The sequence below is a fragment of the Streptomyces sp. CY-1 genome, from assembly GCF_047218265.1.
Lineage (GTDB): Bacteria > Actinomycetota > Actinomycetes > Streptomycetales > Streptomycetaceae > Streptomyces > Streptomyces niphimycinicus.
Map to the genome: position 1 here is coordinate 8955177 of NZ_CP178393.1, position 24689 is coordinate 8979865.

The window sequence follows — 24689 nt, forward strand, 5'->3', positions numbered from 1 at the left end:
TGGCGTGGCGGGCTCAGGGGGCGGCATCGGAGCGGGCGTCCTTCCGGGTGCGCAGTACGGCGGCGACCTGGGCCGCATAGGTGTCCAAGCCCTCCGCGCCGCTGCCGGGCAGACCGGTCAGCCGGGGCAGCAGATCGCCGAAGGCGTTGACCTCGCCGACGGCGAACCGCCGCCACCCCGGGCCGGGCAGCAGATCCACCCCCACGCACAGGGTGCGCGGGAAGCACTCGGCCGCCCGTTCCGCGGTGCCCAGCACCTCGCTCCAGGCCACCCCGCTAGCCTCCGCCGCCGCGCGGGCGGCGGCCAGATCACCGCGCACCCCGCCGAGGTGGAGATTGGTCATGGGGGAGCGGCTGGTGCGCACCACGGCATGGGTGGCCCTGCCCGCCACCACCACGATCCGCAGATCGGCGACGCGCCTGTCCTGCGATGCCTTGGGCAGCCAGCGCTCGATGTGCAGCCCGTCCGGCGCCAGGGTGTCGATGATCGCGGCGATCTCCGCCTCGGTGTCGTACCGCCGCACCCGCAGCGAGTTGAACAGTCGGCCGTCCTCCATGCGCTCCACGGAGGTCGTGGCCCGTACCCGGCCGGGGCCCGCCGTCTCCACGGCGAGCACCCCGGACGCGGACGAGCCGTGGGCCGGTTTGACGAAGGCGCGCCGCAGCCCCGAGGTGCCGAGCGCCGCGCGCACATCGTCCCAGCCGCGGACGGGCGGCGCCTGGGGCCCGGAGGTCGGCGAGGGCGGGACCGGGACGCCCGCGCCGTCCAGCACCCCGTGGCACAGCCGCTTGTCGAACAGGACGGCCAGCTCCCCGGGGTCGTTCAGCAGGGTGGCACCGGCCGTGCGTGCCGCCGTCGCGATGCCCCGGACGGCCTCGGTGAACCGCGCGTACCAGCGGCCGGTGCCCTCGACCCGGGTGGGGTCAAAGGCACCGCGCAGCAGCCACTCCACCTCCTCGTCCTCGCCCGGCGAGTCGATCCGCACGGTTTCGGCGGGCCCGAACGAGGCGCCGACGGTCAGCACCTCGTGCCAGGCCAGCACCCGGGGCGCGGGCAGTCCGGCGGCCACGGCGGCGTCGGAGAACATCTCCACCCGGCGGCCGCCCGGATTGCCGACCACGGCGAAGCGCGTCTCATGCATGGACGGAAGCCTCCCGGTCGTGTTCTCGATGGGGCAGGGGCATCACTCGGCGACGGCCGTGTAGCGCGACACCTCGTCGTCGTACTCGTCCTCGTCGCCCTTCTCGGCCATCACGACCTTCACCCCGGACGGCTCCAGGGCCGTGCGCAGCCGCTCCTCCATGGCCGCGGAGAAGTAGTTGTGGTCCAGATCGAGCCAGGTCAGATGGGTGAGCGGCTGGCCGTCGAGCAGTGCCGCCGCGCCCTCGTCGGTGAGCACGCCCATGGACAGGTCGAGGAACGCGAGCTGGGCGACCACGGGGGCCGCCGCCATGGCGGCCGCGATCTCGTCCTGGAGCTCGCTGTTCTGCACGCCCAGGTGGCGCAGTGCGGGGAACCGGCCGCCGCTCAGGATCGGAGCCAGGTCGGCGACGGTGGCATCGCCCCCGTACTCCTCCACCCCGAGCCACATCTCCAGGCGCTCCAGCGCGGGCAGGTCGCTGGCGGCGACCCCGCGCACCACCGCACCGGGCAGCCCGCCGGTCTCGAAGCGGAGCGTGCGCAGATGGGCATGGGCGACGGCGGGGAAGGACAGCCCGCTGCCACCGCGGACGCCCAGCTCGCGCAGGGTGGGGTAGGCATGGAGGACCGGTGTCACATCGGACTGCTGGATCCAGGAGATCTCCGACTCCTCAGCGGTGATGTCGCCGATGAAGACGGCCTCCAGCGAGGTCAGCCGGTCCTTGGCCATGAGGAGCTGCTCAATGGCGTCGTCGGCGTCGCCTTCGTAGGTCTCGCCCCACTGGCCGATGATCAGCGCCCGCACCAGGGAGGGGTCCACCGAGGTCAGGAAGCGCTGGAAGCGCTCGTCGAAGTTCTCGTCCGACTGGTCGCGGTAGGGGTCGTAGGAGATCCGCCAGGCGACGGCGCCCGGCTCGGGCAGCTCGGTGGCCTCGTCGGGCAACGGGAAGTCGAAGGCCGGAAGGCCGTACAGGTCGTCCAGGTGGTAGACCGACATGGGTGGTATCTCCGAAGTGTTCGCGTGGGTGTGCCTGGTTCCGAATGGCGTGCGAAGAGTTGTACCAAGCCCCACCGACAGCCGCTCCGGCGGGCGTTGGCGGACACCGTCCGGCTGTCGGACGGCGTTGTCGGTGGCTCCCCGTAGCGTCATGACCATCGACCGGCCCGCTGGGCCCGGTGGGTCCAACACGGCTGTGGTGAAAGGGAATTGGCATGTACCGACAGGGCGACGTCCTGATCGTTCCGGTGGCCGCGGAGGCGCTGCCGCAGGGCATCGACGCGCTGCCGCGGCAGCCGAGGGACGGGCGGGGCCGGCTGGTGCTGGCGCTCGGCGAGGTGACCGGGCACGCCCACGCGGTGGTCGGACCGGGCGCGCTGATGCGCGAGTCGGGCCCGTTCGGCGTCTCGTATCTCCATCTCCCCGACGGCGGGCGGGTGGTGCACGAGGAGCATGCGGCGATACCGCTGCCCAAGGGCTGGTACCGCGTGGTGCGCCAGCGGGAGTACGTGCCGGGCGCCGTGCGCGTCGTGGCGGACTGAGGGCGGGGGAGCGACCGATGACGGCGGCAACGGCAACGGCTACGGCGAAAGCAACGGCGATGGCGACGGCGATGGCGATGGCGGTGGGGAACGGCATGAGTGGTGTGAACGTGCTCGCGGACGAGGACCGGACGGCACACTGGCGCACGGTCGCCGCGGCCACCGGCCCGGCCGACCGCGAGGCGGCCGAGGCGGGCATCCGCCGCGCCTATGAGCAGGCCGGGCTCACCGCGCCCGAGCGGATCGTATGGACCGGTTCCCCGCTGGCCGCCACGGCGGCCGTGATGCTGCTGACCGGGCAGGAGGACCGGCTGCCCCGGGAGTTCGCCGAGCAGGCGGCGGGCACGCTGCGGGCGGCCGGGGTCGAGCCGGTCGCGGGCGGCGCGGGCGCGTCGGTGCGGGAGGCCGTGCGCACCCACCCGTGGGCGCGCGCCCGGCAGCGGCTCCATGACGAGCTGGGCCCGGCGGGCTGGGCCGGGCGGTGGGCGCTCGCGGCGGCGCCGCTGTGGGAGATCACCCGCGCCCTGACCGAGCGCGTCCGCACCGGGGTCGTCGAGGCCCTGGCGCCGGACCCGGACCGCGGGACGGCCGTCCGGCTCGCCCTGCTCGACGCGGTGCTGGGGCAGCATGACGCGCCCTGGCTGGCCGCCGTCGCGGACGGGGCGGAGCCCGGCCCGCTGGCCGGTGTCGCCGCGGTCGCCCGCGCCACCGGCTGGTGGTGGCCGTACGAGAAGGCCGTGATCGTCGCCGAGCGCCCGGTCGAGCTGCACCGCGACGAGGCCGGCCGTCTCGACCGCGGCGACGGCCCCGCGCTCGCCTTCCCCGACGGCTTCGCGCTGTACGCCTGGCGGGGCATGCCGGTGCCCGCGGAATTCCTCCGGCAACTCGGCGAGCTGACCCCGGACCGCATCCGCGCGGAGGAGAACGCGGAGCTGCGCCGGGTGATGCTGGAGCACTACGGCTATGACCGCTATCTCGAGGAGTCCGGGGCCGAGCCGGTACACCGTGACGAGACCGGGGTGCTGTGGCGTATCGCGCTGGACGGGGACGAGCCGGTGGTGATGGTCGAGGTGGTCAACTCCACGCCGGAGCCCGACGGTACGCACCGCACCTACTGGCTGCGCGTACCGCCCCGGGTCCGGACCGCCCGCGAGGGCGTCGCCTGGACCTTCGGGGTGGACGCCGACACCTACCGGCCCGAGCGCGAGACCTGATCGCGGGTCAGCTCGGCGCACTGCTCCCGGACTTGCTCCGGCGATGGCCCGATTGCTCATTCCGCCACAAGGTTTGGTCTATACCTTGACTGGTATAGACCAAGCCGCTTGAGTGTCCCTCAGCATTGCAGGGCCCCCCACGCGAAGGAGATCGGCCCCATGTGGAGACGACGTGTTCTGGCGCCGCTCGCGGCGACCGCGGCGGTGTGTGCGAGTGTGCTTGTCATGCCCATGGCCTCGACCGCCTCGGCGGCGGGAACGACCGCCCAGGCGGCCTGCGACTACCCGAACTGGGTCGCGGGCAGGGCGTACGTCACCGGCGACATCGTCCGGTACACCGACGGCAAGTACTACCGCGCGGAGCACGACAACCCGGGCTATGACCCGGTGATCAGCACCTGGTACTGGGAGCCCTTCAACTGCGGCGGCGAGGGCCAGAACCCGAGCGGCTTCGTGGTGAGCGAGGCGCAGTTCAACCAGATGTTCCCGAACCGGAACTCGTTCTACACCTACCAGGGCCTGACCGCCGCCCTGAGCGCCTACCCCGGCTTCGCCAACACCGGCAGCGACACCGTCAAGAAGCAGGAGGCCGCCGCCTTCCTGGCCAACGTCAACCACGAGACCGGCGGCCTGGTCCACATCGTGGAGCAGAACACCTCCAACTACCCGCACTACTGCGACTGGAACCAGCCCTACGGCTGCCCCGCGGGCCAGGCGGCCTACTACGGCCGTGGACCGATCCAGTTGAGCTGGAACTTCAACTACAAGGCCGCGGGCGACGCACTCGGCATCGATCTGCTCGGCAACCCCTGGCTGGTGGAGCGGGACGCCGCGGTGTCCTGGAAGACCGCCCTGTGGTTCTGGAACACCCAGACCGGGGCCGGCTCGATGACCCCGCACGACGCCATGGTCAACCAGCGGGGCTTCGGCGAGACCATCCGCGCCATCAACGGCAGCCTGGAGTGCAACGGCGGCAACCCCGGCCAGGTGCAGAGCCGGATCGACGCCTACCAGCGGTTCGTCCAGATACTCGGCACCACCCCCGGCTCCAACCTGAGCTGCTGACCGGCTGCTGAGCGGCCACTGACCGGCCGCTGACCGGGCCGCCGAGCGGTCATCCGGTCGGAAGCGAGGAAATTGAGGTGCGGCGCTCCGCCGCTCCGCGCCAGCCTGGAGCACATGGCGTGGACGGTGACGTACGACCTCGATGAGTTCCGGGCCGCGGCGGGCGACTTTCTGGGCGCCCGCCCGGCCCGGCACACCACTTTGCTCACAGTGGTCTCCTCCCTGGTGGCCGGGGGCAGCGGCAGATACGGCGAGCAGCCGCCGGTCTACGGATGGTGGGCCGGGGAGGGCTCGGTGGAGGGCGCCTTTCTGTGCACCCCGCCCTACCCTCCGCTGCTCTCCCCGCTGCCCGGCGAGGCGGCCCGGGCGCTCGCCCGCACCCTCGCGGGCGACGGCGAGCAGAAGATCACCGGAGTGAACGCCGGGCGCGAGACCGCCGAGACCTTCGCCACCGCCTGGACGGAGCTCACCGGCGCGCGGAGCGACGTCGAGCAGAGCCACCGGCTCTATCGCCTCGCCACCCTCACCCCGCCCGATCCCGCGCCCCCGGGACGCCCGCGGACCGCCACCGCGGCCGACCGTGATCTGCTGCTCACCTGGTTCGAGGGGTTCGCCCGCGAGACCGACGCGCTGAGGGGCGATGTCGCCGCCCTGGTGGACGACAAGCTCAGCCACGACGGGATCACCCTGTGGGAACTCGACGGCCGGCCGGTGGCCTGTGCCGGGATCAGCCGTACGGTCGCGGGCATGGCCCGGGTCTCCCTCGTCTACACCCCACCTGAGCTGCGCGGACGCGGTTACGCGGGCGCCGCCACGGCCGCCGTGAGCCGGGCCGCGCGGGCCGCCGGGGTGCGGGAGATCCTGCTCTTCACCGATCTCGGCAATCCCACCAGCAACGCCCTCTACCAGCGTCTCGGCTACCGCCCGCTGGAGGACCACCTGGTGTTGTCGTTCACCTCGGCCGAGCGCACCGTTCCGGAACAAGGTCACCCCTCGTAAGAGTTGTGTGATTGCAGCCCAACGGCACCGCGCGTTGGAGTGCCCCCGCCCTCTCACCCTGGAGGATCCGTGACCGGCTCCCATCCGACACGTTCCCGGTTCGCCGCCGCCCTGCGCCCCGCCGCCTTCGGGGCGGATCCCGCCGGGGAGCGGATGGAGCGCATCCGACGGTCGCCGAACTTCGCGAACGGTGTGTTCGTCAACCCGGTGGGCGCCCGCACCGGCCCGTCCGGCTCGATGCTGAAGTTCGCGTCCACCTACTTCCGCAAGGAGGAGCGCATCCGCCGGGCCCCGGCCGGGGCCGTGCCGGTGCACCCCACCACCGTCGCCGATCTGGCCGCCCCTCCCGCCTCCGGGCTGCGGCTGACCTGGATGGGGCATTCCAGTGTGCTCGCGGAGATCGACGGGCGGCGGGTGCTGTTCGACCCGGTATGGGGGCAGCGCTGTTCGCCCTTCTCGATGGTGGGCCCCAAGCGGCTGCATCCGGTGCCGGTGCCGCTGCGGGAGCTGGCGCCGGTGGACGCGGTGGTCATCTCCCATGACCACTACGACCATCTGGACATGCCCACGATCCGGGCGCTGGTGCGCGGCCACGCCATGTTCGTCGTCCCGCTCGGGGTCGGCGCCCATCTGGAGCGCTGGGGCGTCCCGGCCGACCGGATGACCGAGCTGGACTGGCATGAGTCCACCGAGGTCGCCGGGCTCACCCTCACCGCCACTCCGGCCCGCCACTTCTGCGGGCGCGGGCTGCGCAACACCCAGCACACCCTGTGGGCATCCTGGGTGGTGGCCGGCCCCGAGCACCGGGTCTACCACAGCGGGGACACCGGCTACTTCCCCGGTTTCGCGGAGATCGGCGCGGCGTACGGGCCGTTCGACGCGACCATGGTGCAGATCGGCGCGTACTCCGACTACTGGCCGGACATCCATATGACCCCCGAGGAGGGCATGCGGGCCCACCTCGATCTCCAGGGCGGGGACCCGGCGAAGGGGATCATGCTGCCGATCCACTGGGGCACCTTCAACCTCGCCCCGCATCCGTGGGAGGAGCCCGCCGAGGGCACGGTGTCGGCGGCGGAGGAGGCCGGGGCGACCGTGGCCGTTCCGCGTCCGGGCCAGCCGTTCGAGCCGGGGCCGGGGCTGCCGCTGGAGCCGTGGTGGCGGGCGATCGCGGCACGGCCGGTGACGAAGACACCGGCCGGGGCCGAGGGCGCGGCCGAGCCGACCGCCCTCACGGGCTCGTCCGGAGCGTCCGGGACGGCTGGTGGCGCTGACCCCGCGATGCCCATACCCCAGTCGTAGCAAGGGAGTTGGTGCCGCCTCCCGGAGGCGGACCGGCACCGGGCTTCTTTGTCGAATGGTGTCGAAACCCTTGTGGTGGACACGACGCGCTCGCTTGAATGGTTAGGAAAGGTTCCTAACGGATCGTCTCAGGGCCCGGGGCTGCCCCGGTGTGCCCTGGGGCGGCCGCGCGCACTTCCCCCACAGTCGACAGGGAACGGAGTCCCCATGTCCCCCATGCCCCGGAGGATCGGTCTCGCGGCGGTGGCCGTCGCCGTACCGGCCGCGCTCGTCTTCACCGGTGTCGGAGTCGGGCAGGCGTCCGACCACCTGCCGTCGCCGGCGCACACGCACCGCCACTCGGCGCACAAGGCCACCGCGGCGAGCAACCTGGACGACCCGGCGAAGAAGGAAATCGCCATGAAGCTGGTCTCCAGTGCCGAGAACTCCTCGCTCGACTGGCGCGCCCAGTTCAAGTACATCGAGGACATAGGCGACGGTCGCGGCTACACCGCGGGCATCATCGGATTCTGCTCCGGCACCGGCGACATGCTGGACCTCGTCGAGTACTACACCGAGCAGAAGCCCGGCAACGTCCTGGCCAAGTACCTCCCCGCGCTGCGCGACGTCGACGGCACCGACTCCCACGACGGCCTGGACCCGAACTTCACCAAGGACTGGAAGAAGGCCGCCGCCGACAAGGCGTTCCAGGACGCCCAGGAGCATGAGCGCGACCGCGTCTACTTCAACCCGGCCGTCAAGCAGGGCAAGAGCGACGGGGTGGGCGCGCTCGGCCAGTTCATCTACTACGACGCGATCGTGATGCACGGCCCCGGCGACAGCAAGTACAGCTTCGGCGGCATCCGTAAGACCGCCCTGTCCAAGGCCAAGTCCCCGGCGCAGGGCGGCAACGAGACCACGTACCTCAACGCCTTCCTCGACGCCCGTAAGGAGGCCATGAAGAGCGAGGAGGCGCACAGCGACACCAGCCGCGTCGACACCGAGCAGCGGAAGTTCCTCAACGAGAAGAACTTCGACCTGGCGCCTCCGCTGAAGTGGAAGGTCTACGGCGACCCGTTCGAGATCAACTCCTGACCGCCGCACCGGTCCCCGCTTGCTAAGCGGGACGCTGTCCCATATTTTTAACCGGGACAGCGTCCCGTTTATTTTTGATGCGGATGGAGCGGAAATATGTCGACATATCTGCTGGTGCACGGTGCTTGGCACACTGGCGAGTGCTGGGAGCGGGCGGTCCCGTTGCTGGCGGCGGCCGGACACCGGGTGGTCGCGCCGACGCTGACCGGCTACGGCGACACGGCACATCTGCTCGGGCCCGAGGTGGGGCTCGATACACATGTCGACGACATCGTCGGGCTGATCACCGAGGAAGACCTCACCGATGTGGTGCTCGTCGGGCACAGCTATGCCGGGCTGGTCATCTCGTCCACGGCCAACCAGGTCCCGGACCGGATCTCGCATCTGGTCTATCTCGACGCGATGGTCCCGGAGCACGGCGAGAGCGCGGCCGATGTCATGCCCTTTGCCCAGGGCATGATCGACCAGGCCCTGGCGTCCGAGAGCGGCTGGCGGATTCCGCCCCTGGTCGGGATGGAGCCGTCCGCGGATCTGTTCGGGGTCACCGATCCGGCGGACGTGGCGTGGCTGCGCTCGATGCTGTCGGATCAGTCGGTGCGCTGCCTCCAGCAACCGGTCCGGCTGGACAACCCGGCCGTGAAGACGATCCCGCGGACGCATATCCACTGCGTCGCCAATGTGCCGCCGGGCATGACCCGGCGGCCCGTCCCCGCGATCCAGCCCAACGGCTCCCCGGCACAGGTGTGGGAGTTGGAGACCGGCCACGACTGCATGGTCACCATGCCGGGCGAACTCACCGAACTGCTGCTCAAGCTCGGCTGACCCGCTCGCCCGGCCCCGGCCGCACCGACGGCCGGGACCAGGCGCCGCGCCGGTCGCCTCTCAGCCTCCCGCCGCCTCCACCAGGGCGCGCATGATCCGTACGTCGTCGCCCGCCTCCGGATGCCACTGGACGCCCAGCACGAACCCCTCCACGTCGGGCAGTTCCACCGCCTCCACCGTTCCGTCGTCCGCGGAGTGGGCCGAGGGGACCAGGCCCTCGCCGAGCTGGGCCACGGCCTGGTGGTGGAAGGTGGGGACGGATACCGGGTCCGGGAGGATCTCGGCCAGGAGCGTGTCCGGGACCGGCTTCACCTCGTGGTGGTCGAAGACGCCGGGCCGGCCCGCGTGGCCGTCCAGGTGCTGGACGAGGGTGCCGCCGAGGAAGACGTTCAGAAGCTGGTGGCCGCGGCAGATGCCCAGCAGGGGAGTGCCCGACGCCAGGGCCGCGTCGATCAGGGCCAGCTCCCAGGCGTCCCGCTCCCGCGCGGGCGGCCCGGTGCGCGGGTCCACCTCGGCCCCGTACCGCACGGGCTCCACATCCGGGCCGCCGGAGATGACGAGCCCGTCGAGGCGGGAGACGATCCGCGCGGCGGCGGCCGGGTCCTCGTCCGGCGGCAGCATCGCCGCCAGGCCGCCCGCGCGCTGGACGAGCCGGTGGTAGCCCGCGGGCAGCAGCGCGGCGGGGAGGTTCCAGACACCCCAGCTCGCCGAGGATTCGAGATAGGTGCTGACGCCGATCAGGGGCTTGGACACCGGGGACTCCGCTCTTCGAAGATCTGTGCACTCAAAGTGTGCTCAATGTGCGCTCGATGTGCGCTCAATCGCGGGACAGTTCCGCCTCGGCCTCCGCCAGCGCGGCGAACTCCTCCTCCGGCGCGGCCGCGACCAGGCGATGGCGACTGTAGAAGGCGAAGTAGGCCAGCGCCACCGCGTAGACGCCGAGCGCGATGAAGGCCGCGTCCTTGTCCACCAGGAAGGTGGCCACCAGCGCGGAGCAGGCCAGGACGAAGGCGATGGACGACGTTACCGTGCCGCCCGGGGTGCGGTAGGGGCGGTCCAGGCCCGGCTCGCGGCGGCGCAGGACGATATGGGAGAGCGACATCAGGGCGTACGAGATGGTGGCGCCGAAGACCGCGGTGTTGAGCATCCGGGCGCCGTCGCCGGTCCAGGCCGCGAGGGCGAAGCCGATGGCGCCCGGCACCAGCAGACCCAGGAACGGGGCCTTGCGCCTGCTGGTCAGGGAGAGGAAGCGGGGCAGATAACCGGCCCGGGAGAGGGCGAACAACTGGCGCGAACCGGCGAAGATCAGGGAGAAGAAGGAGGCGACGAGCCCGGCGAGGCCCGCGTAGTTGACGATGCGGGAGAGCACGGTGGCCTTGCCGTCCGGCTGAAGCGCCTCGACCAGCGGATTGCCCGCATCCTGCACGGCGCCCGAACCGCGAGCCCCCGTGGCCGCGAGGAAGGTGAGCAGGGCGAGGACCAGCAGGATGCCCATGGACCAGGCCATGGCCTTCGGCAGCGTACGGGCCGGATCCCGGGTCTCCTCCGCCGCCAGCGGCACCCCCTCCACCCCCAGGAAGAACCACATCCCGAAGGGGAACGACGACCAGATGCCGAGCAGCCCGAACGGCAGCCAGGACGTGGCACCGGCGGCCGAATGGTCCACCGGGATGTCGTTGAGCGAGCCCGCGTCGAAGTCGGTGAGGGCGCCGATGGCGAAGACCAGCAGCGCGGCCACGGCGATGGCGGTCACGACCAGGCTGAACCGCAGGGCCTCGCCCACGCCCCACAGATGGATGCCGATGAAGAGGACGAAGCAGGCCAGATAGACCGGCCAGCCCGACTCCAGGCCGAAGAGCCCGAGCGACTCGACGTAGTCGCCGATGAAGATGGAGATGGCGGCGGGGGCCAGGACGTACTCGATGAGGATGGCCGTACCGGTGAGAAAGCCGCCCCAGGGGCCGAGGGCGCGCCGCGCGAAGCCGTAGCCGCCGCCCGCCGTGGGGAGGATCGCGGCCAGCTCGGCCAGGGCGAACACCATGCAGGCGTACATCAGGCCCATCAGCAGGGCGGCGATGGCGAGCCCGCCGAAGCCGCCCTCCGACAGGCCGAAGTTCCACCCCGAGAAGTCGCCGGAGACGACATAGGCGACGCCGAGGCCGGTCAGCAGCAGCGGGCCCGCGCTGCCGCGCCGCAGGGTGCGGCGCTCCAGATACGCGTCCTCGGGGGACGGCGCCTGGGCGCCGCCCGGCGGGGCGCCGCCGACGGAGGCGCGGGCGGATTCGGTGCGGGCGGACTCGGTTCCGTCGGCCATGGGGGGACTCCTGCTCCACACGAGGGGGCGATGGCAAAGGTGTGGGGCCATACCTTTGTCTGCCGGTCGGCGATGCGCAAGACCTCTGCGTAAAACCGTGGTTAAGCGCCGGTGCTCGCCGGGCCCCGCGCCCGGGCGGACGGGCCGGGTGCGGACGGGCCGGGCGCGGACGGGCCACGCGGGGCCCGGTCAGCCGCGGGCCGGCCGGACCAGGAAGCCGCGCAGCAGCGCCGCCGTGCCCTCGCAGTGCTCCCGCATCACCTCGCGCGCCCCGTCCGCGTCCCCGTCCAGCACCGCCTCGACCAGCGCCCCGTGCTGGGCCTGGGAGTGTTCGAGGTTCTTCACCAGCAGCGGGATGCAGTCCAGCAGGTCATTGACGGTCGCGCGGACGGCCGCGTACTGGGCGGCCAGCGACGGTGAGCCCGCCAGCTCCGCGAGCGTGAGATGGAGCATCGTGTCCAGGCGGCGGTAGTCGGCCAGCGGGGCGTCCCGCGTGGCGTCCAGGGCCGCCCGCAGCCGCCGTACCTGCCCGTCCCCGAGCCCGTACGCGGCGCACAGCCCCGCCGCGCCCACCTCCAGGACCTCGCGGAACCGAAGGGTGTCCTCCACGTCGACCGCCGCCACCCGGCGCCGCAGCTCGTCCTCGCCGCCCTGGGCGGGCTCGGGCCTGGCCCGGACGAAGGTGCCGCCGTAGCGGCCGCGGCGGCTCTCCACCAGCCCCTGGTCCTGGAGCACCTTCAGCACCTCGCGCAGGGTCACCCGGCTGATCCGCAGCCGGTCGGCCAGCTCCCGCTCGGCCGGGAGCCGGCCGCCGTCGGGGACCAGCCCCAGCCGCAGCACCTGGAGTATCTGCTCCAGCGCCTCCTCGAAGCCGTTCCCCGCCCGCACCGGGCGCAGCACCGGCGCCAGCCGGTCGTCCGCCGCGCTCCCGTGCTCACTCCCGCTCTCGCTCATCGAACCGTCCGCACCTACTTCCCAATCAATGGTCTGCGGTATTACCTTAAGGCCACCCCGCGCCCCCCAACCCCGCTCCGCACCTCCGTCCCGCTGAATTCTCCGACGCTTCTCCGACGCAGGAGGCCCCACCGTGGCAGACCGCACGCCCCCGCTCTCGGTCGACGAGCTGACCCGACTGGTCGCCGCCGGGGAGATCGACACCGTCGTCCTGGCCTTCACCGATATGCAGGGAAGGCTCCAGGGCAAGCGGTTCGCCGCCCGCTTCTTCCTCGACGACGTCCTGGCACACGGCACCGAGGGCTGCAACTACCTCCTCGCCGTCGACACCGAGATGAACACCGTCGACGGCTACGCCATGTCCTCCTGGGAGCGCGGCTACGGCGACTTCGCCATGCACGGCGACACCGCCACCCTGCGCCGCACCCCCTGGAACCCCGGCACCGCCCTCCTCACCGCCGACCTCGCCTGGCACGACGGCAGCCCCGTGGTCGCCTCCCCGCGCCAGATCCTGCGCCGCCAGCTCGACCGGCTCGCCGAGCGCGGCTGGACCGCGTACACCGGCACCGAGCTGGAGTTCATGGTCTTCCGGGACAGCTATGAGCAGGCGTGGAACACCGGCTACCGCGGGCTGACCCCCGCCAACCAGTACAACGTCGACTACTCCGTCCTCGGCACCGGCCGGGTCGAGCCGCTGCTGCGCCGCATCCGCAACGAGATGGGCGCCGCCGGGATGACCGTCGAGTCGGCCAAGGGGGAGTGCAACCTCGGCCAGCACGAGATCGCCTTCCGCTACGACGACGCCCTGACCACCTGCGACCAGCACGCCGTCTACAAGACCGGCGCCAAGGAGATCGCGGCCCAGGAGGGCATGGCGCTCACCTTCATGGCCAAGTACGACGAGCGCGAGGGCAATTCCTGCCATATCCACCTCTCGCTGCGCGACGAGGCCGGGCACCCCGTGCTCGCCGACGACGACGGCCCGTACGGCATGTCGAAGACCATGCGCCACTTCCTCGCCGGACAGATCGCGGCGATGCGCGACTTCACCCTGCTCTACGCCCCGAACATCAACTCCTACAAGCGGTTCCGCCCCGGCTCCTTCGCGCCCACCGCCGTCGCCTGGGGCCCGGACAACCGCACCTGCGCGCTGCGCGTCATCGGTCACGGCCCCTCCCACCGGCTGGAGAACCGGCTCCCCGGCGGCGACGTCAACCCGTATCTGGCCGTGGCCGGAATGGTGGCCGCCGGGCTGCACGGCGTCGAGCAGGAGCTCGAGCTGCCCGAGGTCTGTACCGGCAACGCCTACACCGGCGACGCCGAGCACGTCCCGACCTCGCTGCGCGACGCCGCCGAGCTGTGGCGGAACAGCCCCATAGCGCGGGCCGCCTTCGGCGACGAGGTGGTCGAGCACTACCTCAACATGGCGCGAGTGGAGCAGGACGCCTACGACACCGCCGTCACGGACTGGGAGCGCTTCCGGTCCTTCGAGCGCATGTGAGGAACGACCGAGTGAGCAACGAACCCTCCCCCCAGCACCCCCACGAGCACCAGGTCCTCAATCCGGCCACCGAGGAGGTCATCGCCACCGTCCCCGCCGCCACCCCGCAGGACGTGGCAGCCGCCGTCGCCCGCGCCACCGAGGCCCAGCGCGGCTGGGCCGCGCTCGCGCCCGCCGACCGCGCCCGGCTGCTGCGCCGCTTCGCCGCCGTCGTGGACGGCCACATCGAGGAGCTCGCGGCGCTGGAGGTCCGCGAGGCGGGCCATCCGATCGGCAACGCCCGCTGGGAGGCGGGCAATGTGCGCGATCTGCTGGACTACGCGGCCGGGGGAGCGGAGCGGCTGAACGGCGCCCAGATCCCGGTGGCCGGTGGCCTGAACGTCACCTTCCATGAGCCGCTCGGCGTGGTCGCGGTCATCGCACCGTGGAACTTCCCCATGCCCATCGCCGCCTGGGGCACCGCGCCCGCCCTGGCCGCCGGAAACGCCGTGGTCCTCAAACCCGCCGAGACCACCCCGCTCACCGCGCTCCGGCTGGCCGAACTCGCCCTGGAGGCGGGCCTTCCCGAGGGGCTCTTCCAGGTGCTGCCCGGGGCCGGGCCGGTCGCGGGCGCCGCGCTGGTCGAGCACCCCGGCGTGGCCAAGGTCGTCTTCACCGGCTCCACGGCCGTCGGCAAGGCGATCATGGCCAAATGCGCGGCGGGCGTGAAGCGGGTGACCCTCGAACTCGGCGGCAAGAGCCCGAACATCGTCTTCGCCGACGCCGACATCGAGCGCGCCGCGGCCGCCGCCCCCGGCTCCTTCCTGGACAACACCGGCCAGGACTGCTGCGCCCGCAGCCGCATCCTGGTCCAGCGCGGCGTCTACGACCGGTTCATGGAGCTGCTGGCGCCCGCCGTGACCTCCTTCGCGGTCGGCGACCCGGCCGACCCCGCCACCGCCATGGGCCCGCTGATCTCGGCCGCCCAGCGGGAGCGCGTACGGTCCTACGTACCCGAGGACGCGCCCGCCGCGATCCGTGGCGAGGCCCCCGAGGGCAAGGGGTTCTGGTACCCGGCCACCGTGCTGGAGGCCACCGGGCCCGGGGACCGCGCCGCCGCGGAGGAGATCTTCGGCCCCGTCGCCGTCGTCCTCCCCTTCGAGGACGAGGCCGACGCCGTACGGCTGGCCAACGCCACCGACTACGGCCTGTCCGGCTCGATCTGGACCCGCGACGTGGGCCGCGCGGTCCGGGTCTCGCGCGCCGTCGCCGCCGGGAACCTGTCCGTCAACTCGCACAGCAGCGTGCGGTACGCCACCCCCTTCGGCGGCTACAAGCAGTCCGGCCTGGGCCGGGAGCTGGGCCCCGACGCCCTTACCGCCTTCACCGAGACCAAGAACGTCTTCATCAGCACCGAGGAGCAGTGACGTGACCGAGACCCCCGTGTGCCGCCGTCTGGTGGGCCGTACCGCCGTCGTCACCGGAGCGGGCAGCGGCATCGGCCTGGCCACCGCGCGCCGCCTGGCCTCCGAGGGCGCGCAGGTCGTCTGCGCCGATATCGACGAGAGGGCGGGCAAGGCCGCAGCCGACGAGGTCGGCGGGCTCTTCGTCCGGGTGGACGTGACCGACCCCGAGGAGGTCGAGGCGCTCTTCAAGACCGCCTTCGACACCTACGGTTCGGTGGACATCGCCTTCAACAACGCCGGAATCTCGCCGCCCGACGACGACTCGATCCTCACCACCGGACTCGACGCCTGGAAGCGCGTCCAGGAGGTCAACCTCACCTCCGTCTATCTCTGCTGCAAGGCCGCGCTGCCCTATATGCGGCAGCAGGGCAGGGGCTCCATCATCAACACCGCCTCCTTCGTGGCCGTGATGGGCGCCGCCACCTCGCAGATCAGCTACACCGCCTCCAAGGGCGGAGTGCTGGCCATGTCCCGCGAACTGGGCGTGCAGTTCGCCCGCGAGGGCATCCGGGTCAACGCGCTGTGCCCGGGGCCGGTCAACACCCCGCTGCTGAAGGAGCTGTTCGCCAAGGACCCGGAGCGGGCCCAGCGGCGGCTGGTCCATGTGCCGGTGGGCCGGTTCGCCGAACCGGAGGAGATCGCCTCCGCCGTGGCCTTCCTGGCCAGCGATGACGCCTCCTTCGTCAACGCCGCCGAGTTCCTCGTGGACGGCGGGATCGCCGGGGCGTACGTCACTCCGTTGTAGTCCTGTGCGCAGTCCCGCCATCCGCGGTGTACGGACCGCACCCCTGGCCATAGGCTGACCGTGTGACCATGAACACGCCCCCCGGCTGGTACCCCGATCCCGGCTACGCAGGTAACGGCCCCGCCATGGAACGGTGGTGGGACGGTTCCGCCTGGACCGAGTACACCCGTGACGCCTCGGGCGCCGCGGACCCGGCCTTCGGCCCGCCGCCCCCGCCCTACCTTCCGGGGCGGCAGGGCGGCCGGGGCCGCGGCCCGCGGATCGCGGCGGTCTCGGTCGCCGCGGGCGTCGTGGTCGCCGCGATCGTCGGTGGCATCGTGCTGCTGGGCGACGGCGGCGACGGCGGTGGTGGCAACGCCCAGACCGGGCCCGCCGCCCCCAGCGACTCCGCCTCGCCGGACGGCGGCGACCCGGCCCCGGACCTGCCCAGCCCGGACAGCCCCTCGGACGGGCCCAGCGACGCCCCCAGCGCACCGCCCAGCTACGACCCGGACACCGCCCCGGACCCCGGCAACGGCATCAGCCTGCCCGTGCTCACCGGCTGGCAGGCGGGGCGCAGCAGCTCCGGCGGCGCGGGCGTCACCACCTCCCGCTACCCCTGCCCGGGCGACCCGTCCACCGAATGTGTGCGCGGCGGCGCCTTCTCCCGGACCGCCGAGGGCTACAAGGCCACCTCCGCCAAGGGCATAGCCAAGGAGGACATCGCGCAGAACGCCGAGGAGTCCTACGGCACCGACGAGGACAACGACCGTAAGGCGTACGGCGGGATCACCTCCCACAAGGAGCTGAAGGAGTCGGCGGTCGAGGTCGCGGGCGGGAAGGGCTATCTGGTCCGCTGGAAGGTGGTGACGAAGAAGGGCGACGACGGCGTCGTCCAGTCGCTGGCCTTCCCGTCGCCCACCGTGCCGGACACGATGGTCGTGGTGCGCTTCGGGTTCGACGAGAGCGACAAGGCGCCGCCGCTCAGCGATATGGACAAGATCGTCAAGGGCATCGAGGCACTGACGGGCGACGGCCGGTCCATCTAGGCGCGTCGCCGGTCGTCCGGGCCGCGGGCGCGCGGTGGTCAGAGGAACGTTCTGCCCTCGCCCCGGTACGTCGGCGCGTCGGCCACCACCCGGTCCCCCTCGATCAGCCGCAGTGTGTCGAACCGCTCGCACAGCTCACCGGCCTTGGCATGCCGGAACCACACCTTGTCGCCGATCAGCAGATCGTCGGCGGCCGTGCCCAGCAGCGGGGTCTGCACCTCGCCCGGCCCCTCCATCGAGTCGTACACCAGCCCCTCCGGCAGATACGGCACCGGCAGCCGGTCCCGGCCCGGCGCGCCCGACGCCGGATAGCCGCCGCCGAGCACCGTCACCACGCCCACCCCCGGCCGGCGCACCACCGGCTGGGCGAACAGGGCCGCCGGGCGGCCGTGGAAGGAGGTGTAGTTGTCGAAGAGGCGCGGCTGGTAGAGCCCGGATCCGGCGGCGATCTCGGTCACCGCGTCCTCCGCGGCGGTGTGCTGCACACTGCCCGTACCGCCGCCGTTGACGAACTCCAGGTCCGCCACGGCCCGCACCGCCCGCACCACCGCGGCCCGGCGCGCCGCGAGCTCCCGGCGTGCCACGGACTGCATCAGCCGTACGGCGCGCGAGCGCAGCGGATTGCCGGGCACCGAGTCGCCCACGCCCGCCACATGCCCCTCGTACGCCATCAGCCCGACCAGCCGGAAGCCGGGACGGCGGTCGATCGCCCGGGCCAGCTCGGCCAGTTGCTCGGGTTCGCGCAGCGGTGAGCGCAGCGCCCCGACCCGCACCCGCCCGCCGAGCATCCGCAGCGAGGTGTCCAATTCCAGACAGACCCGGACCTCTTCGGTCCCGGCGCGAACGCTGTCGATCAGATCGAGCTGGGCGAGGTCGTCCACCATGACCGTCACGGCCTCGGCCAGCTTGGGGTCGCTGGTCAAGGTGGCGAAGCCGTCCCGGTCGGTGGAGGGATAGGCGAGCAGGACGTCGTCGAACCCCTCGCGCGCCAGCCACAGCGACTCCGGGAGCGTGAAGCTCATGATCCCCGCGAAGCCGTCCTGGGCCAGCACCCGCTCCAACAGCGCCCGGCAGCGCACCGATTTACTGGCGACACGGATCGGTTTGCCTCCCGCCCGGTGGACCAGATCCCGGGCGTTGTCGTCGAAGGCTCCCAGGTCGACAATCGCCACGGGCGCTTCGAGATGGGCGGTGGCCCGGTCGTACCGGGCCCGGTCAGCGGCGGCAGCGGACATGGACGCAGCTTGCCAGACTGCCATTACCACTGGGTAGAGGGCGCCCGGTGCGCAGGGCCCCCGGCTCCCCGTAGAGTGTCGCGCACGCCACGACCGGCAGGTCAGCGGCGTGTTGTCCGTATACGGGCCCGCCTGCCCGAAAGGCGGTGGGTGGTGCGGCGAACCGGACGGAGCCAGGTGAAACAGGTGTCGACGGCTGCGAGGTGGTGCAGGTGAGCACCGACGCGGAACAGGCGCACTCACCCCACAGCACGCCCCCACCACGCCCCGCACATCCCCCGCGCACGGCGCCCACGCAGCCTTCCGCGCCCCCGCCGCGCCCCGCCGCCCCGCCCGGGTTCACCCCGGACCCGGACACCCCCATCCTCGGCGTACGGGCGAAGGTCCCGTTCTCCAGGGGCACCGCCGGGGCGTCCGGCACCCGGGTGCCCCCACGCCCCTCCGCACCGCCACGCCCCGGCGCGCTCTTCGCCGACGACGGGCTCTTCGCCGACGACGGGCTCTTCGCCGACGACGGGCTCTTCGCCGACGGCGGGCGGGGTGGCCGGCGCCGTCCGCCCAGCCGTACGGCGGCCGCCGCCGCGAGCCTCGTCCTCGGCCTCGGGCTGCTCGGCGGCGCGGCGGCCGGGAGCTGGCTGGGCGATGACCCGGACGCCCCGCCGTCCACCGCCGACACCTACGCCCACGCCCGCTCCGCCTGGCACAGCGTCCCCGTGGACGACCTCTTCCCGCGCACCCTGCGCGGCAGGGGCGAGGGCCCCGGCGGCGCCGACCGCGTCTGGACCCGAATAGCCGTCGCCCCGGACAGCAGTTGCGGCGGCGGATTCGACCCACTGCTCGCCAAGGCGCTGGCCCCGGTGGGCTGCAAGCGGCTGGTGCGCGCCACCTACACCGACGCCACCAGCACCAGCGTCACCACCGTCGGATTGCTGATCACCACCTCCGGCCCCACCGGCATGCGGACGCTGCACCAGCGCTTCGTGACCGAGAAACTGGACGAGCGCACCGATCTGATGCCCCGCGCGTACGCCGCCAAGGGCACCGCGGCGGCCGGTTTCGGCGACGACCAGCGCGCGAGCTGGCGGATCCGGATCCTCACCGACGCCCCCGTCGTCGTCTACAGCGTCAGCGGCTTCGCCGACGGCCGTAAGGTCACCGACCCGCAGTCGGCGGGCGAGGCGACCCAGCGGGGTGCCACCTCGGCCCCAGCGCAGTCGGGCCTCGGCAACGACGCCCGAGCCATCGCCGACGCGATCGAGCCCATATTCCGCCGGGCCCTGTCCACGTTCACGGAGACCACGTCATGACCGGGATCGGGCGGCGCCTGGCGGTGGCTCTCACCGCCGCCGGGCTGACCCTGGTGCTCGCCGCGCCCGCGGACGCCGACGGCATACAGGCCCAGGAGTGGGCACTGGACACCCTCCGTGTCCACGAGGCATGGCAGACCACCAAGGGCTCCGGGGTCACCGTCGCCGTCCTCGACACCGGCGTCGACGACAGCCACCCCGACCTCGAAGGCCAAGTGCTGCCCGGTAAGGACCTCATCGGCTTCGGCGCCCGGCGCGGCGAACGCGCCTGGGCCCGCCACGGCACCGCCATGGCCGGGATCATCGCCGGTCACGGCCATGGCGCGGGCGGCGGCGAGGGCGTCCTGGGCGTCGCGCCCAAGGCGCGGATCCTGCCGGTGCGGGTGATCCTCGAGGACTCCGACGCCGCCCGCAAGAAGGCCCGTTCGTCCCGTGGTGGCGCGCTGGCCGCCGGTATCCGCTGGGCCGCCGACCACGGCGCCGACGTCATCAACCTCTCGCTCGGCGACGACAGCGCCTCCGCCCACCCCGAGGCCGCCGAGGACGCCGCCGTGCAGTACGCGCTGCGCAAGGGCGTGGCCGTGGTCGCCTCCGCGGGCAACGGCGGCGAGAAGGGCGACCGGGTCTCGTATCCTGCCGCCTATCCCGGGGTGATCGCCGTGACCGCCGTGGACCGCTACGGCTCCCGCGCCGCCTTCTCCACCCGCCGCTGGTACGCCACCGTCTGCGCACCCGGCGTCGACGTGGTCATCGCCGACCCCGACAAGCGCTACTACGAGGGCTGGGGGACCAGCGCCGCCGCCGCCTTCGTCTCCGGCTCCGTCGCCCTCGTCCGCGCCGCCCACCCCGAGCTGAGCCCGCGCCAGATCCGGGACCTCCTCACCGAGACCGCCCAGGACGTCCCGGAGGGCGGCCACAGCGACGCCCTCGGCGCGGGCCTGGTGGACCCGGCGGCGGCGATCGCCGCGGGCGGCAAGATGAAACCGGAGGCCCAGCGCCCCGCCGTGGCCTCCTCCCCACAGCGCTACTTCGGCAACGGCCCCGGCCACGCCCAGGGCGCGCACGACGACTCCGGTCCCAACGAGATGGCGCTCCTCGCCGGAATCGGCGGCGCGGCCCTGGTGGTCGCCGCGGTCGCCCTATGGCGCGGCTCGGGCCCCCTGCGGATGCCACGCAGGCTCCGCGCGGCGCTTACGGGGATCCGGGCGCGCTGAGGCCACGTCGATCCGGGCGCGCCGAGGCCACGTCGCCCGCCGCGTCGTCGGCTCGGGCCCGGCGCGCGCTGGTCGTGGTGATGTGCTGCGTGCGCGCTGAGGCCGGTCGTCGGCCTGCGTCGCGTCGGTGACGCGATGCGCGCCGGAGCCCCGGGCCACGGTCACGGGGCTGAGTGCGTCGGCGAGCGCCGCGCTCAGCCCCTGCCCCGTCACGTCGTCCGCCGGCCGCGCCGCGCCGCCCCGTCCGCCGCCCGCCGCGTCGGGCCATCGCCGCCCTCGATACCCTCATGGCGTGGCGCTCAAGAACATTCCCGACCCTGGCTTCTCCGGCGACGACGGCTCCGCCGACCCCCGGCTGACCGCGGCCCTCGCCGCCTGGGCCGATGACCGCTCGGCCGAGCCCGAGGTGCTCGCCGCGCTCGCCGACGCCCGCCTCCTCGTCCCCGTGATGGCGATCCTCGGCGAGGTGGAGGAAGGGCCCGACGGTCTGCGTCGCGAGAAGAGCAGCGACATGGCGGTGCCCACGCTGGAGGCCCCCGGCGGCCGGCGCGCCCTGCCCGCCTTCACCTCGCTGGAGACGCTGGCCCGCTGGCGCGCCGATGCCCGGCCCGTGGCCGTACCGCTGCGCCAGGCGCTGGAGGCCGCCGCCCATGAGAAGGCGGACACGCTGGTCCTGGACCTCGCGGGCCCGGTGCCGTACCAGCTCACCGGCCCCGCGCTGCTGGCCCTCGCCGAGGGGCGGACCAGCGCCGATCCGCTCGCCGACCCGGCCGTGACCGAGGCCGTGCGGGCCGTGCTGGCCGCCGAGCCGGAGGTGCTCCGGGCCCATCTGGCCCCGGCGGCGGACGCCGACGGGATGCTCGCGCTCGCCCTGGTGCCTCAGGCGCCCGCGCGGGAGACGGCGCACCGGGTGGCGGGCGCCCTGGCCGCCGACGAGGTACTGCGGGCACGGCTGGTGCGCGGGCTGACCCTGGCGCTGCTGCCGCCGGACGCGAAGGTCCCCGGCGAACCGCTCTTCAGCCGCTGAGGGGACGGGGCCCCGGCCCGCTGATGAGGCGGGGCCCATCCCGTTGCGGGGGCGCGCCCCGGCCTTCCCCATGAGGACCAACAGGCGAATCGTCCCGATTCCCCCCACAATGCTTAGGCGACTGGCGGTCGGAATCTGCGTGAGGAGAGCGCCATGGAGACGAGAACGGTCGTAGCGGAGTTCATCGGGACCGCGATGCTGGTCCTCTTCGGAGTCGGTTCGCTGGTCCTGGCGGGCGACTACATCAACGCCCTCGGGATCTCGCTCGCCTTTGGCTTCACGCTGATCGCGATCGCCTACGCGTTCGGACGCATCTCGGGCTGCCACATCAACCCGGCGGTGACCCTCGGCGTGCTGCTGGCCAAGCGCATCGACATCCGTACGGCCGTCCAGTACTGGGTCGCGCAGTTCGTCGGCGCGATCGTGGGCGCGGCGGTGCTCTTCCTGCTCGCCAACCAGGTGCCCAGGCTCCAGACGGCCGACGCCTTCGGCAGCAACGGCTACGGCGGCCGCTCACCGGTGGGCATGGGCGCGGGCGGGGCCTTCCTCGCCGAGGTGCTGCTGACCTTCCTGCTGGTCTTCGTCTTCCTGGCGGTGACCCACTCGGTGGCGCTGGTCGGCGGCGAACCGATCCCGGTGGGCCTGGCCCTCGCCGCGGTCAATCTGATCGGCATCCCGCTGACCTGGGCCTCGGTCAATCCGGCGCGCAGCTTCGGCCCCGCGATCTTCGCGGGCGGCGATGCGCTGGGCCAGTTGTGGCTGTTCATCGTGGCACCGCTGGTCGGCGGGGTGCTCGCCGCCGTGGTGCACCGGTTCACCCATCTCCATCCGGCGGGCCAGGCCGACCGGGAGGAGGCCCATCCGCCCCCGGCGACCGGACCGTGGGGGCGGCTGCGCGGCGGCCACCGCCCCGAGGCGGGCGGTCAGGAGACCAAGGGCCCGGAGGCGGCCTGAGCCCGAGCCCGAGCCCGAGTCAGGGCCGGTCTCGGGGGCCCGGGTCCGGAGGAGAGGCACGGGCCCCAGGGGGCAGCCGTCAGCCGAAGACCGGGCCGGTGAACTTCTCGCCGGGCCCCTGCCCCGGCTCGTCCGGCACCACCGACGCCTCGCGGAAGGCGAGCTGAAGGGACTTGAGCCCGTCCCGCAGCGGAGCGGCGTGGAAGGAGCTGATCTCCGTGGCGCTGGCCGTGACCAGCCCCGCCAGGGCGTTGATCAGCTTCCGCGCCTCGTCCAGGTCCTTGTGCTGGGGGCCCTCCTCGGCCAGGCCCAGGTTGACCGCGGCGGCGCTCATCAGGTGCACCGCGACCGTGGTGATCACCTCGACCGCGGGCACATCCGCGATGTCCCGGGTCATCCGGTCGAAGTCGGGGGCCGGCGGCTGCCCGGCGTTGGCGTCGCTCATGGTGGTCGGGGCTCACTTCCTGAGGGATGGTGGGCCCCAGCCTAGGCGGCCGCCCCGCGCCGTACGCACGGGGCGGGTGGGTTCACAGGAACGCCGAGGACGCACCGGGTGAGCATCCCGGGCCAGTCCTGGTATCGTAGATAAACGACCGGCCGGTCACGTGCGTGTCCGGCCCACAAGTGGAGGCTCCCCAGCTCCCACCTCCCGACCCCCCGGGTCGGCAGGTCATCGGTCAGGCTGCGCCCCGCGGTGATATCGCGGCGGTGCTCCCGGTCAATGAGGAGCCCCGCCTGTGTACCGTCCGGGGCGTTTTGTGCGTCACGGCGCGGTGGTCTCAACCGAAACAGACTTACGCGGCAGTCCGCCAGGCGGTCGCGTGGTGCAACCGAGGAGGATCCATCAGCGCCGAGCCCCGCATCAACGACCGGATTCGCGTCCCCGAGGTGCGACTCGTCGGTCCCAGTGGCGAGCAGGTCGGCATTGTGCCGCTTGCCAAGGCCCTGGAGCTTGCGCAGGAGTACGACCTCGACCTGGTCGAGGTGGCGGCGAACGCCCGTCCGCCGGTCTGCAAGCTCATGGACTACGGAAAGTTCAAATACGAGTCGGCCATGAAGGCCCGTGAAGCGCGCAAGAACCAGGCGCACACGGTCATCAAGGAGATGAAGCTCCGGCCGAAGATCGACCCGCACGACTACGACACCAAAAAGGGTCACGTCGTCCGGTTCCTCAAGCAGGGTGACAAGGTCAAGATCACGATCATGTTCCGTGGCCGTGAGCAGTCGCGGCCCGAGCTTGGCTACCGGCTGTTGCAGCGGCTCGCTGAGGACGTCCAGGAGTTGGGCTTCGTCGAGTCCAACCCCAAGCAGGACGGGCGCAACATGATCATGGTTCTCGGTCCGCACAAGAAGAAGACCGAGGCGATGGCCGAAGCCCGCGAGGCGCAGGCCGCCCGCAAGGCGGAGCGCCAGGGCGTCAGCTCCGTCGAGGAGCCCGCCGAGGAGCCCGCCGAGGCGTGATGGGCGAGGCGAGAGCCTCGACCGCCCACCCGGAGCCGCACGGCTCCGGAGTCCAACCGAAACACATGACGCTTCCGGACGCCCGGATCGTGGCCAGCCCCGCGCCGCGGCCGCCCGGACAGCGCCCTGACGAGGAGAGTACGGCGACATGCCGAAGAACAAGACGCACAGCGGTGCCAGCAAGCGCTTCAAGCTCACCGGCTCCGGCAAGGTGGTGCGCCAGCGCGCCGGTCGCCGCCACCTTCTCGAGCACAAGCCGTCCACGCTGACGCGCCGCCTGGCCGGAAAGGTCGAGATGGCCCCCGCCGACGCCAAGAAGATCAAGAAGCTTCTCGGCAAGTGACGCCCC

24 protein-coding genes are annotated in these 24689 nt (G+C 72.6%); 17 read left to right on the top strand and 7 right to left on the bottom strand.

Annotation, left to right across the window (positions count from 1 at the left end; genetic code table 11):
- Positions 1–13: 13 nt before the first annotated feature.
- Both ACK1X7_RS38415 and ACK1X7_RS38420 read right to left on the bottom strand, forming a co-directional pair.
- Positions 14–1141 (bottom strand): STM4014 family protein, encoded by a 1128-nt coding sequence (locus ACK1X7_RS38415; protein ID WP_385153597.1) that lies wholly within the window; start codon positions 1139–1141, stop codon positions 14–16.
- 42 nt (positions 1142–1183) lie between these two features.
- Positions 1184–2137 carry an STM4015 family protein gene (locus tag ACK1X7_RS38420; RefSeq protein WP_413116362.1) on the bottom strand — a complete coding sequence of 318 codons (954 nt, stop codon included), beginning with the start codon at positions 2135–2137 and terminating at the stop codon, positions 1184–1186.
- A gap of 215 nt (positions 2138–2352) precedes the next feature.
- On the opposite strand from ACK1X7_RS38420, the gene ACK1X7_RS38425 reads away from it, so the two are divergent.
- The 7 genes from ACK1X7_RS38425 to ACK1X7_RS38455 all read left to right on the top strand — a co-directional run bounded on the left by ACK1X7_RS38425 (position 2353) and on the right by ACK1X7_RS38455 (position 9155).
- Positions 2353–2679 (top strand): hypothetical protein, encoded by a 327-nt coding sequence (locus tag ACK1X7_RS38425; protein WP_385153592.1) that lies wholly within the window; start codon positions 2353–2355, stop codon positions 2677–2679.
- A 95-nt stretch (positions 2680–2774) separates the two neighbouring features.
- Positions 2775–3893 (top strand): DUF6745 domain-containing protein, encoded by a 1119-nt coding sequence (locus ACK1X7_RS38430; RefSeq protein WP_413116945.1) that lies wholly within the window; start codon positions 2775–2777, stop codon positions 3891–3893.
- A 159-nt stretch (positions 3894–4052) separates the two neighbouring features.
- Entirely contained in the window at positions 4053–4958 is a 906-nt protein-coding gene (locus tag ACK1X7_RS38435; protein ID WP_216345774.1) for a glycoside hydrolase family 19 protein, read from the top strand.
- A gap of 114 nt (positions 4959–5072) precedes the next feature.
- Entirely contained in the window at positions 5073–5957 is an 885-nt protein-coding gene (locus ACK1X7_RS38440) for a GNAT family N-acetyltransferase (protein WP_390795563.1), read from the top strand.
- A gap of 69 nt (positions 5958–6026) precedes the next feature.
- Positions 6027–7259 (top strand): MBL fold metallo-hydrolase, encoded by a 1233-nt coding sequence (locus tag ACK1X7_RS38445; RefSeq protein WP_385153584.1) that lies wholly within the window; start codon positions 6027–6029, stop codon positions 7257–7259.
- 207 nt (positions 7260–7466) lie between these two features.
- A complete protein-coding gene (locus tag ACK1X7_RS38450) occupies positions 7467–8333 on the top strand; it encodes a chitosanase (RefSeq protein ID WP_385149155.1) in 867 nt (288 codons plus the stop codon).
- Between the two features lie 96 nt (positions 8334–8429).
- On the top strand, positions 8430–9155 hold the full coding sequence (locus tag ACK1X7_RS38455; RefSeq protein ID WP_385149152.1) for an alpha/beta fold hydrolase: 726 nt from the start codon (positions 8430–8432) through the stop codon (positions 9153–9155).
- Between the two features lie 60 nt (positions 9156–9215).
- Here ACK1X7_RS38455 and ACK1X7_RS38460 read toward each other — a convergent pair whose 3' ends face one another.
- The 3 genes from ACK1X7_RS38460 to ACK1X7_RS38470 all read right to left on the bottom strand — a co-directional run bounded on the left by ACK1X7_RS38460 (position 9216) and on the right by ACK1X7_RS38470 (position 12423).
- Positions 9216–9908, bottom strand: a complete 693-nt coding sequence (locus tag ACK1X7_RS38460) for a gamma-glutamyl-gamma-aminobutyrate hydrolase family protein (protein ID WP_385118362.1) — start codon at positions 9906–9908, stop codon at positions 9216–9218.
- 64 nt (positions 9909–9972) lie between these two features.
- Positions 9973–11469 carry an ethanolamine permease gene (gene eat, locus ACK1X7_RS38465; RefSeq protein WP_390795562.1) on the bottom strand — a complete coding sequence of 499 codons (1497 nt, stop codon included), beginning with the start codon at positions 11467–11469 and terminating at the stop codon, positions 9973–9975.
- Between the two features lie 189 nt (positions 11470–11658).
- On the bottom strand, positions 11659–12423 hold the full coding sequence (locus ACK1X7_RS38470) for a FadR/GntR family transcriptional regulator (protein WP_385149147.1): 765 nt from the start codon (positions 12421–12423) through the stop codon (positions 11659–11661).
- 133 nt (positions 12424–12556) lie between these two features.
- Between ACK1X7_RS38470 and ACK1X7_RS38475 the strand changes: the two genes are divergently transcribed.
- The 4 genes from ACK1X7_RS38475 (at position 12557) to ACK1X7_RS38490 (ending at position 17142) form a co-directional block, all read left to right on the top strand.
- Positions 12557–13924 carry a glutamine synthetase family protein gene (locus ACK1X7_RS38475; RefSeq protein WP_078639983.1) on the top strand — a complete coding sequence of 456 codons (1368 nt, stop codon included), beginning with the start codon at positions 12557–12559 and terminating at the stop codon, positions 13922–13924.
- Positions 13925–13935: 11 nt separating this feature from the next.
- Entirely contained in the window at positions 13936–15330 is a 1395-nt protein-coding gene (locus tag ACK1X7_RS38480; protein WP_390795561.1) for an aldehyde dehydrogenase family protein, read from the top strand.
- A gap of 1 nt (position 15331) precedes the next feature.
- On the top strand, positions 15332–16114 hold the full coding sequence (locus ACK1X7_RS38485) for a 3-oxoacyl-ACP reductase (protein ID WP_361510956.1): 783 nt from the start codon (positions 15332–15334) through the stop codon (positions 16112–16114).
- A gap of 68 nt (positions 16115–16182) precedes the next feature.
- A complete protein-coding gene (locus tag ACK1X7_RS38490; RefSeq protein ID WP_413116363.1) occupies positions 16183–17142 on the top strand; it encodes a DUF2510 domain-containing protein in 960 nt (319 codons plus the stop codon).
- 38 nt (positions 17143–17180) lie between these two features.
- On the opposite strand, the gene ACK1X7_RS38495 is transcribed toward ACK1X7_RS38490, so the two are convergent.
- Positions 17181–18377, bottom strand: coding sequence for an amino acid deaminase/aldolase (locus ACK1X7_RS38495; RefSeq protein WP_385149138.1), 1197 nt, complete (start codon positions 18375–18377; stop codon positions 17181–17183).
- A 212-nt stretch (positions 18378–18589) separates the two neighbouring features.
- Between ACK1X7_RS38495 and ACK1X7_RS38500 the strand changes: the two genes are divergently transcribed.
- From ACK1X7_RS38500 to ACK1X7_RS38515, 4 genes are all read left to right on the top strand, one after another.
- Positions 18590–19684, top strand: a complete 1095-nt coding sequence (locus ACK1X7_RS38500) for a hypothetical protein (protein WP_413116364.1) — start codon at positions 18590–18592, stop codon at positions 19682–19684.
- On the top strand, positions 19681–20898 hold the full coding sequence (gene mycP, locus ACK1X7_RS38505) for a type VII secretion-associated serine protease mycosin (RefSeq protein WP_385149132.1): 1218 nt from the start codon (positions 19681–19683) through the stop codon (positions 20896–20898). Before ACK1X7_RS38500 ends, mycP begins: the two co-directional genes overlap by 4 nt.
- 292 nt (positions 20899–21190) lie before the next feature.
- Positions 21191–21925 (top strand): SseB family protein, encoded by a 735-nt coding sequence (locus ACK1X7_RS38510; RefSeq protein ID WP_216347370.1) that lies wholly within the window; start codon positions 21191–21193, stop codon positions 21923–21925.
- A gap of 153 nt (positions 21926–22078) precedes the next feature.
- Positions 22079–22879 carry an aquaporin gene (locus tag ACK1X7_RS38515; protein WP_385149129.1) on the top strand — a complete coding sequence of 267 codons (801 nt, stop codon included), beginning with the start codon at positions 22079–22081 and terminating at the stop codon, positions 22877–22879.
- Positions 22880–22958: 79 nt separating this feature from the next.
- On the opposite strand, the gene ACK1X7_RS38520 is transcribed toward ACK1X7_RS38515, so the two are convergent.
- Positions 22959–23324 carry a DUF1844 domain-containing protein gene (locus ACK1X7_RS38520; RefSeq protein WP_014056105.1) on the bottom strand — a complete coding sequence of 122 codons (366 nt, stop codon included), beginning with the start codon at positions 23322–23324 and terminating at the stop codon, positions 22959–22961.
- Between the two features lie 398 nt (positions 23325–23722).
- Here ACK1X7_RS38520 and infC point away from each other — a divergent pair, with 398 nt between their 5' ends.
- The gene (gene infC, locus ACK1X7_RS38525) at positions 23723–24340 is read left to right on the top strand and encodes a translation initiation factor IF-3 (protein ID WP_240529178.1); all 618 of its coding nucleotides are present in this window, start codon (positions 23723–23725) and stop codon (positions 24338–24340) included.
- A 148-nt stretch (positions 24341–24488) separates the two neighbouring features.
- Positions 24489–24683 carry a 50S ribosomal protein L35 gene (gene rpmI / locus ACK1X7_RS38530; protein ID WP_020867203.1) on the top strand — a complete coding sequence of 65 codons (195 nt, stop codon included), beginning with the start codon at positions 24489–24491 and terminating at the stop codon, positions 24681–24683.
- Positions 24684–24689 lie beyond the last annotated feature (6 nt).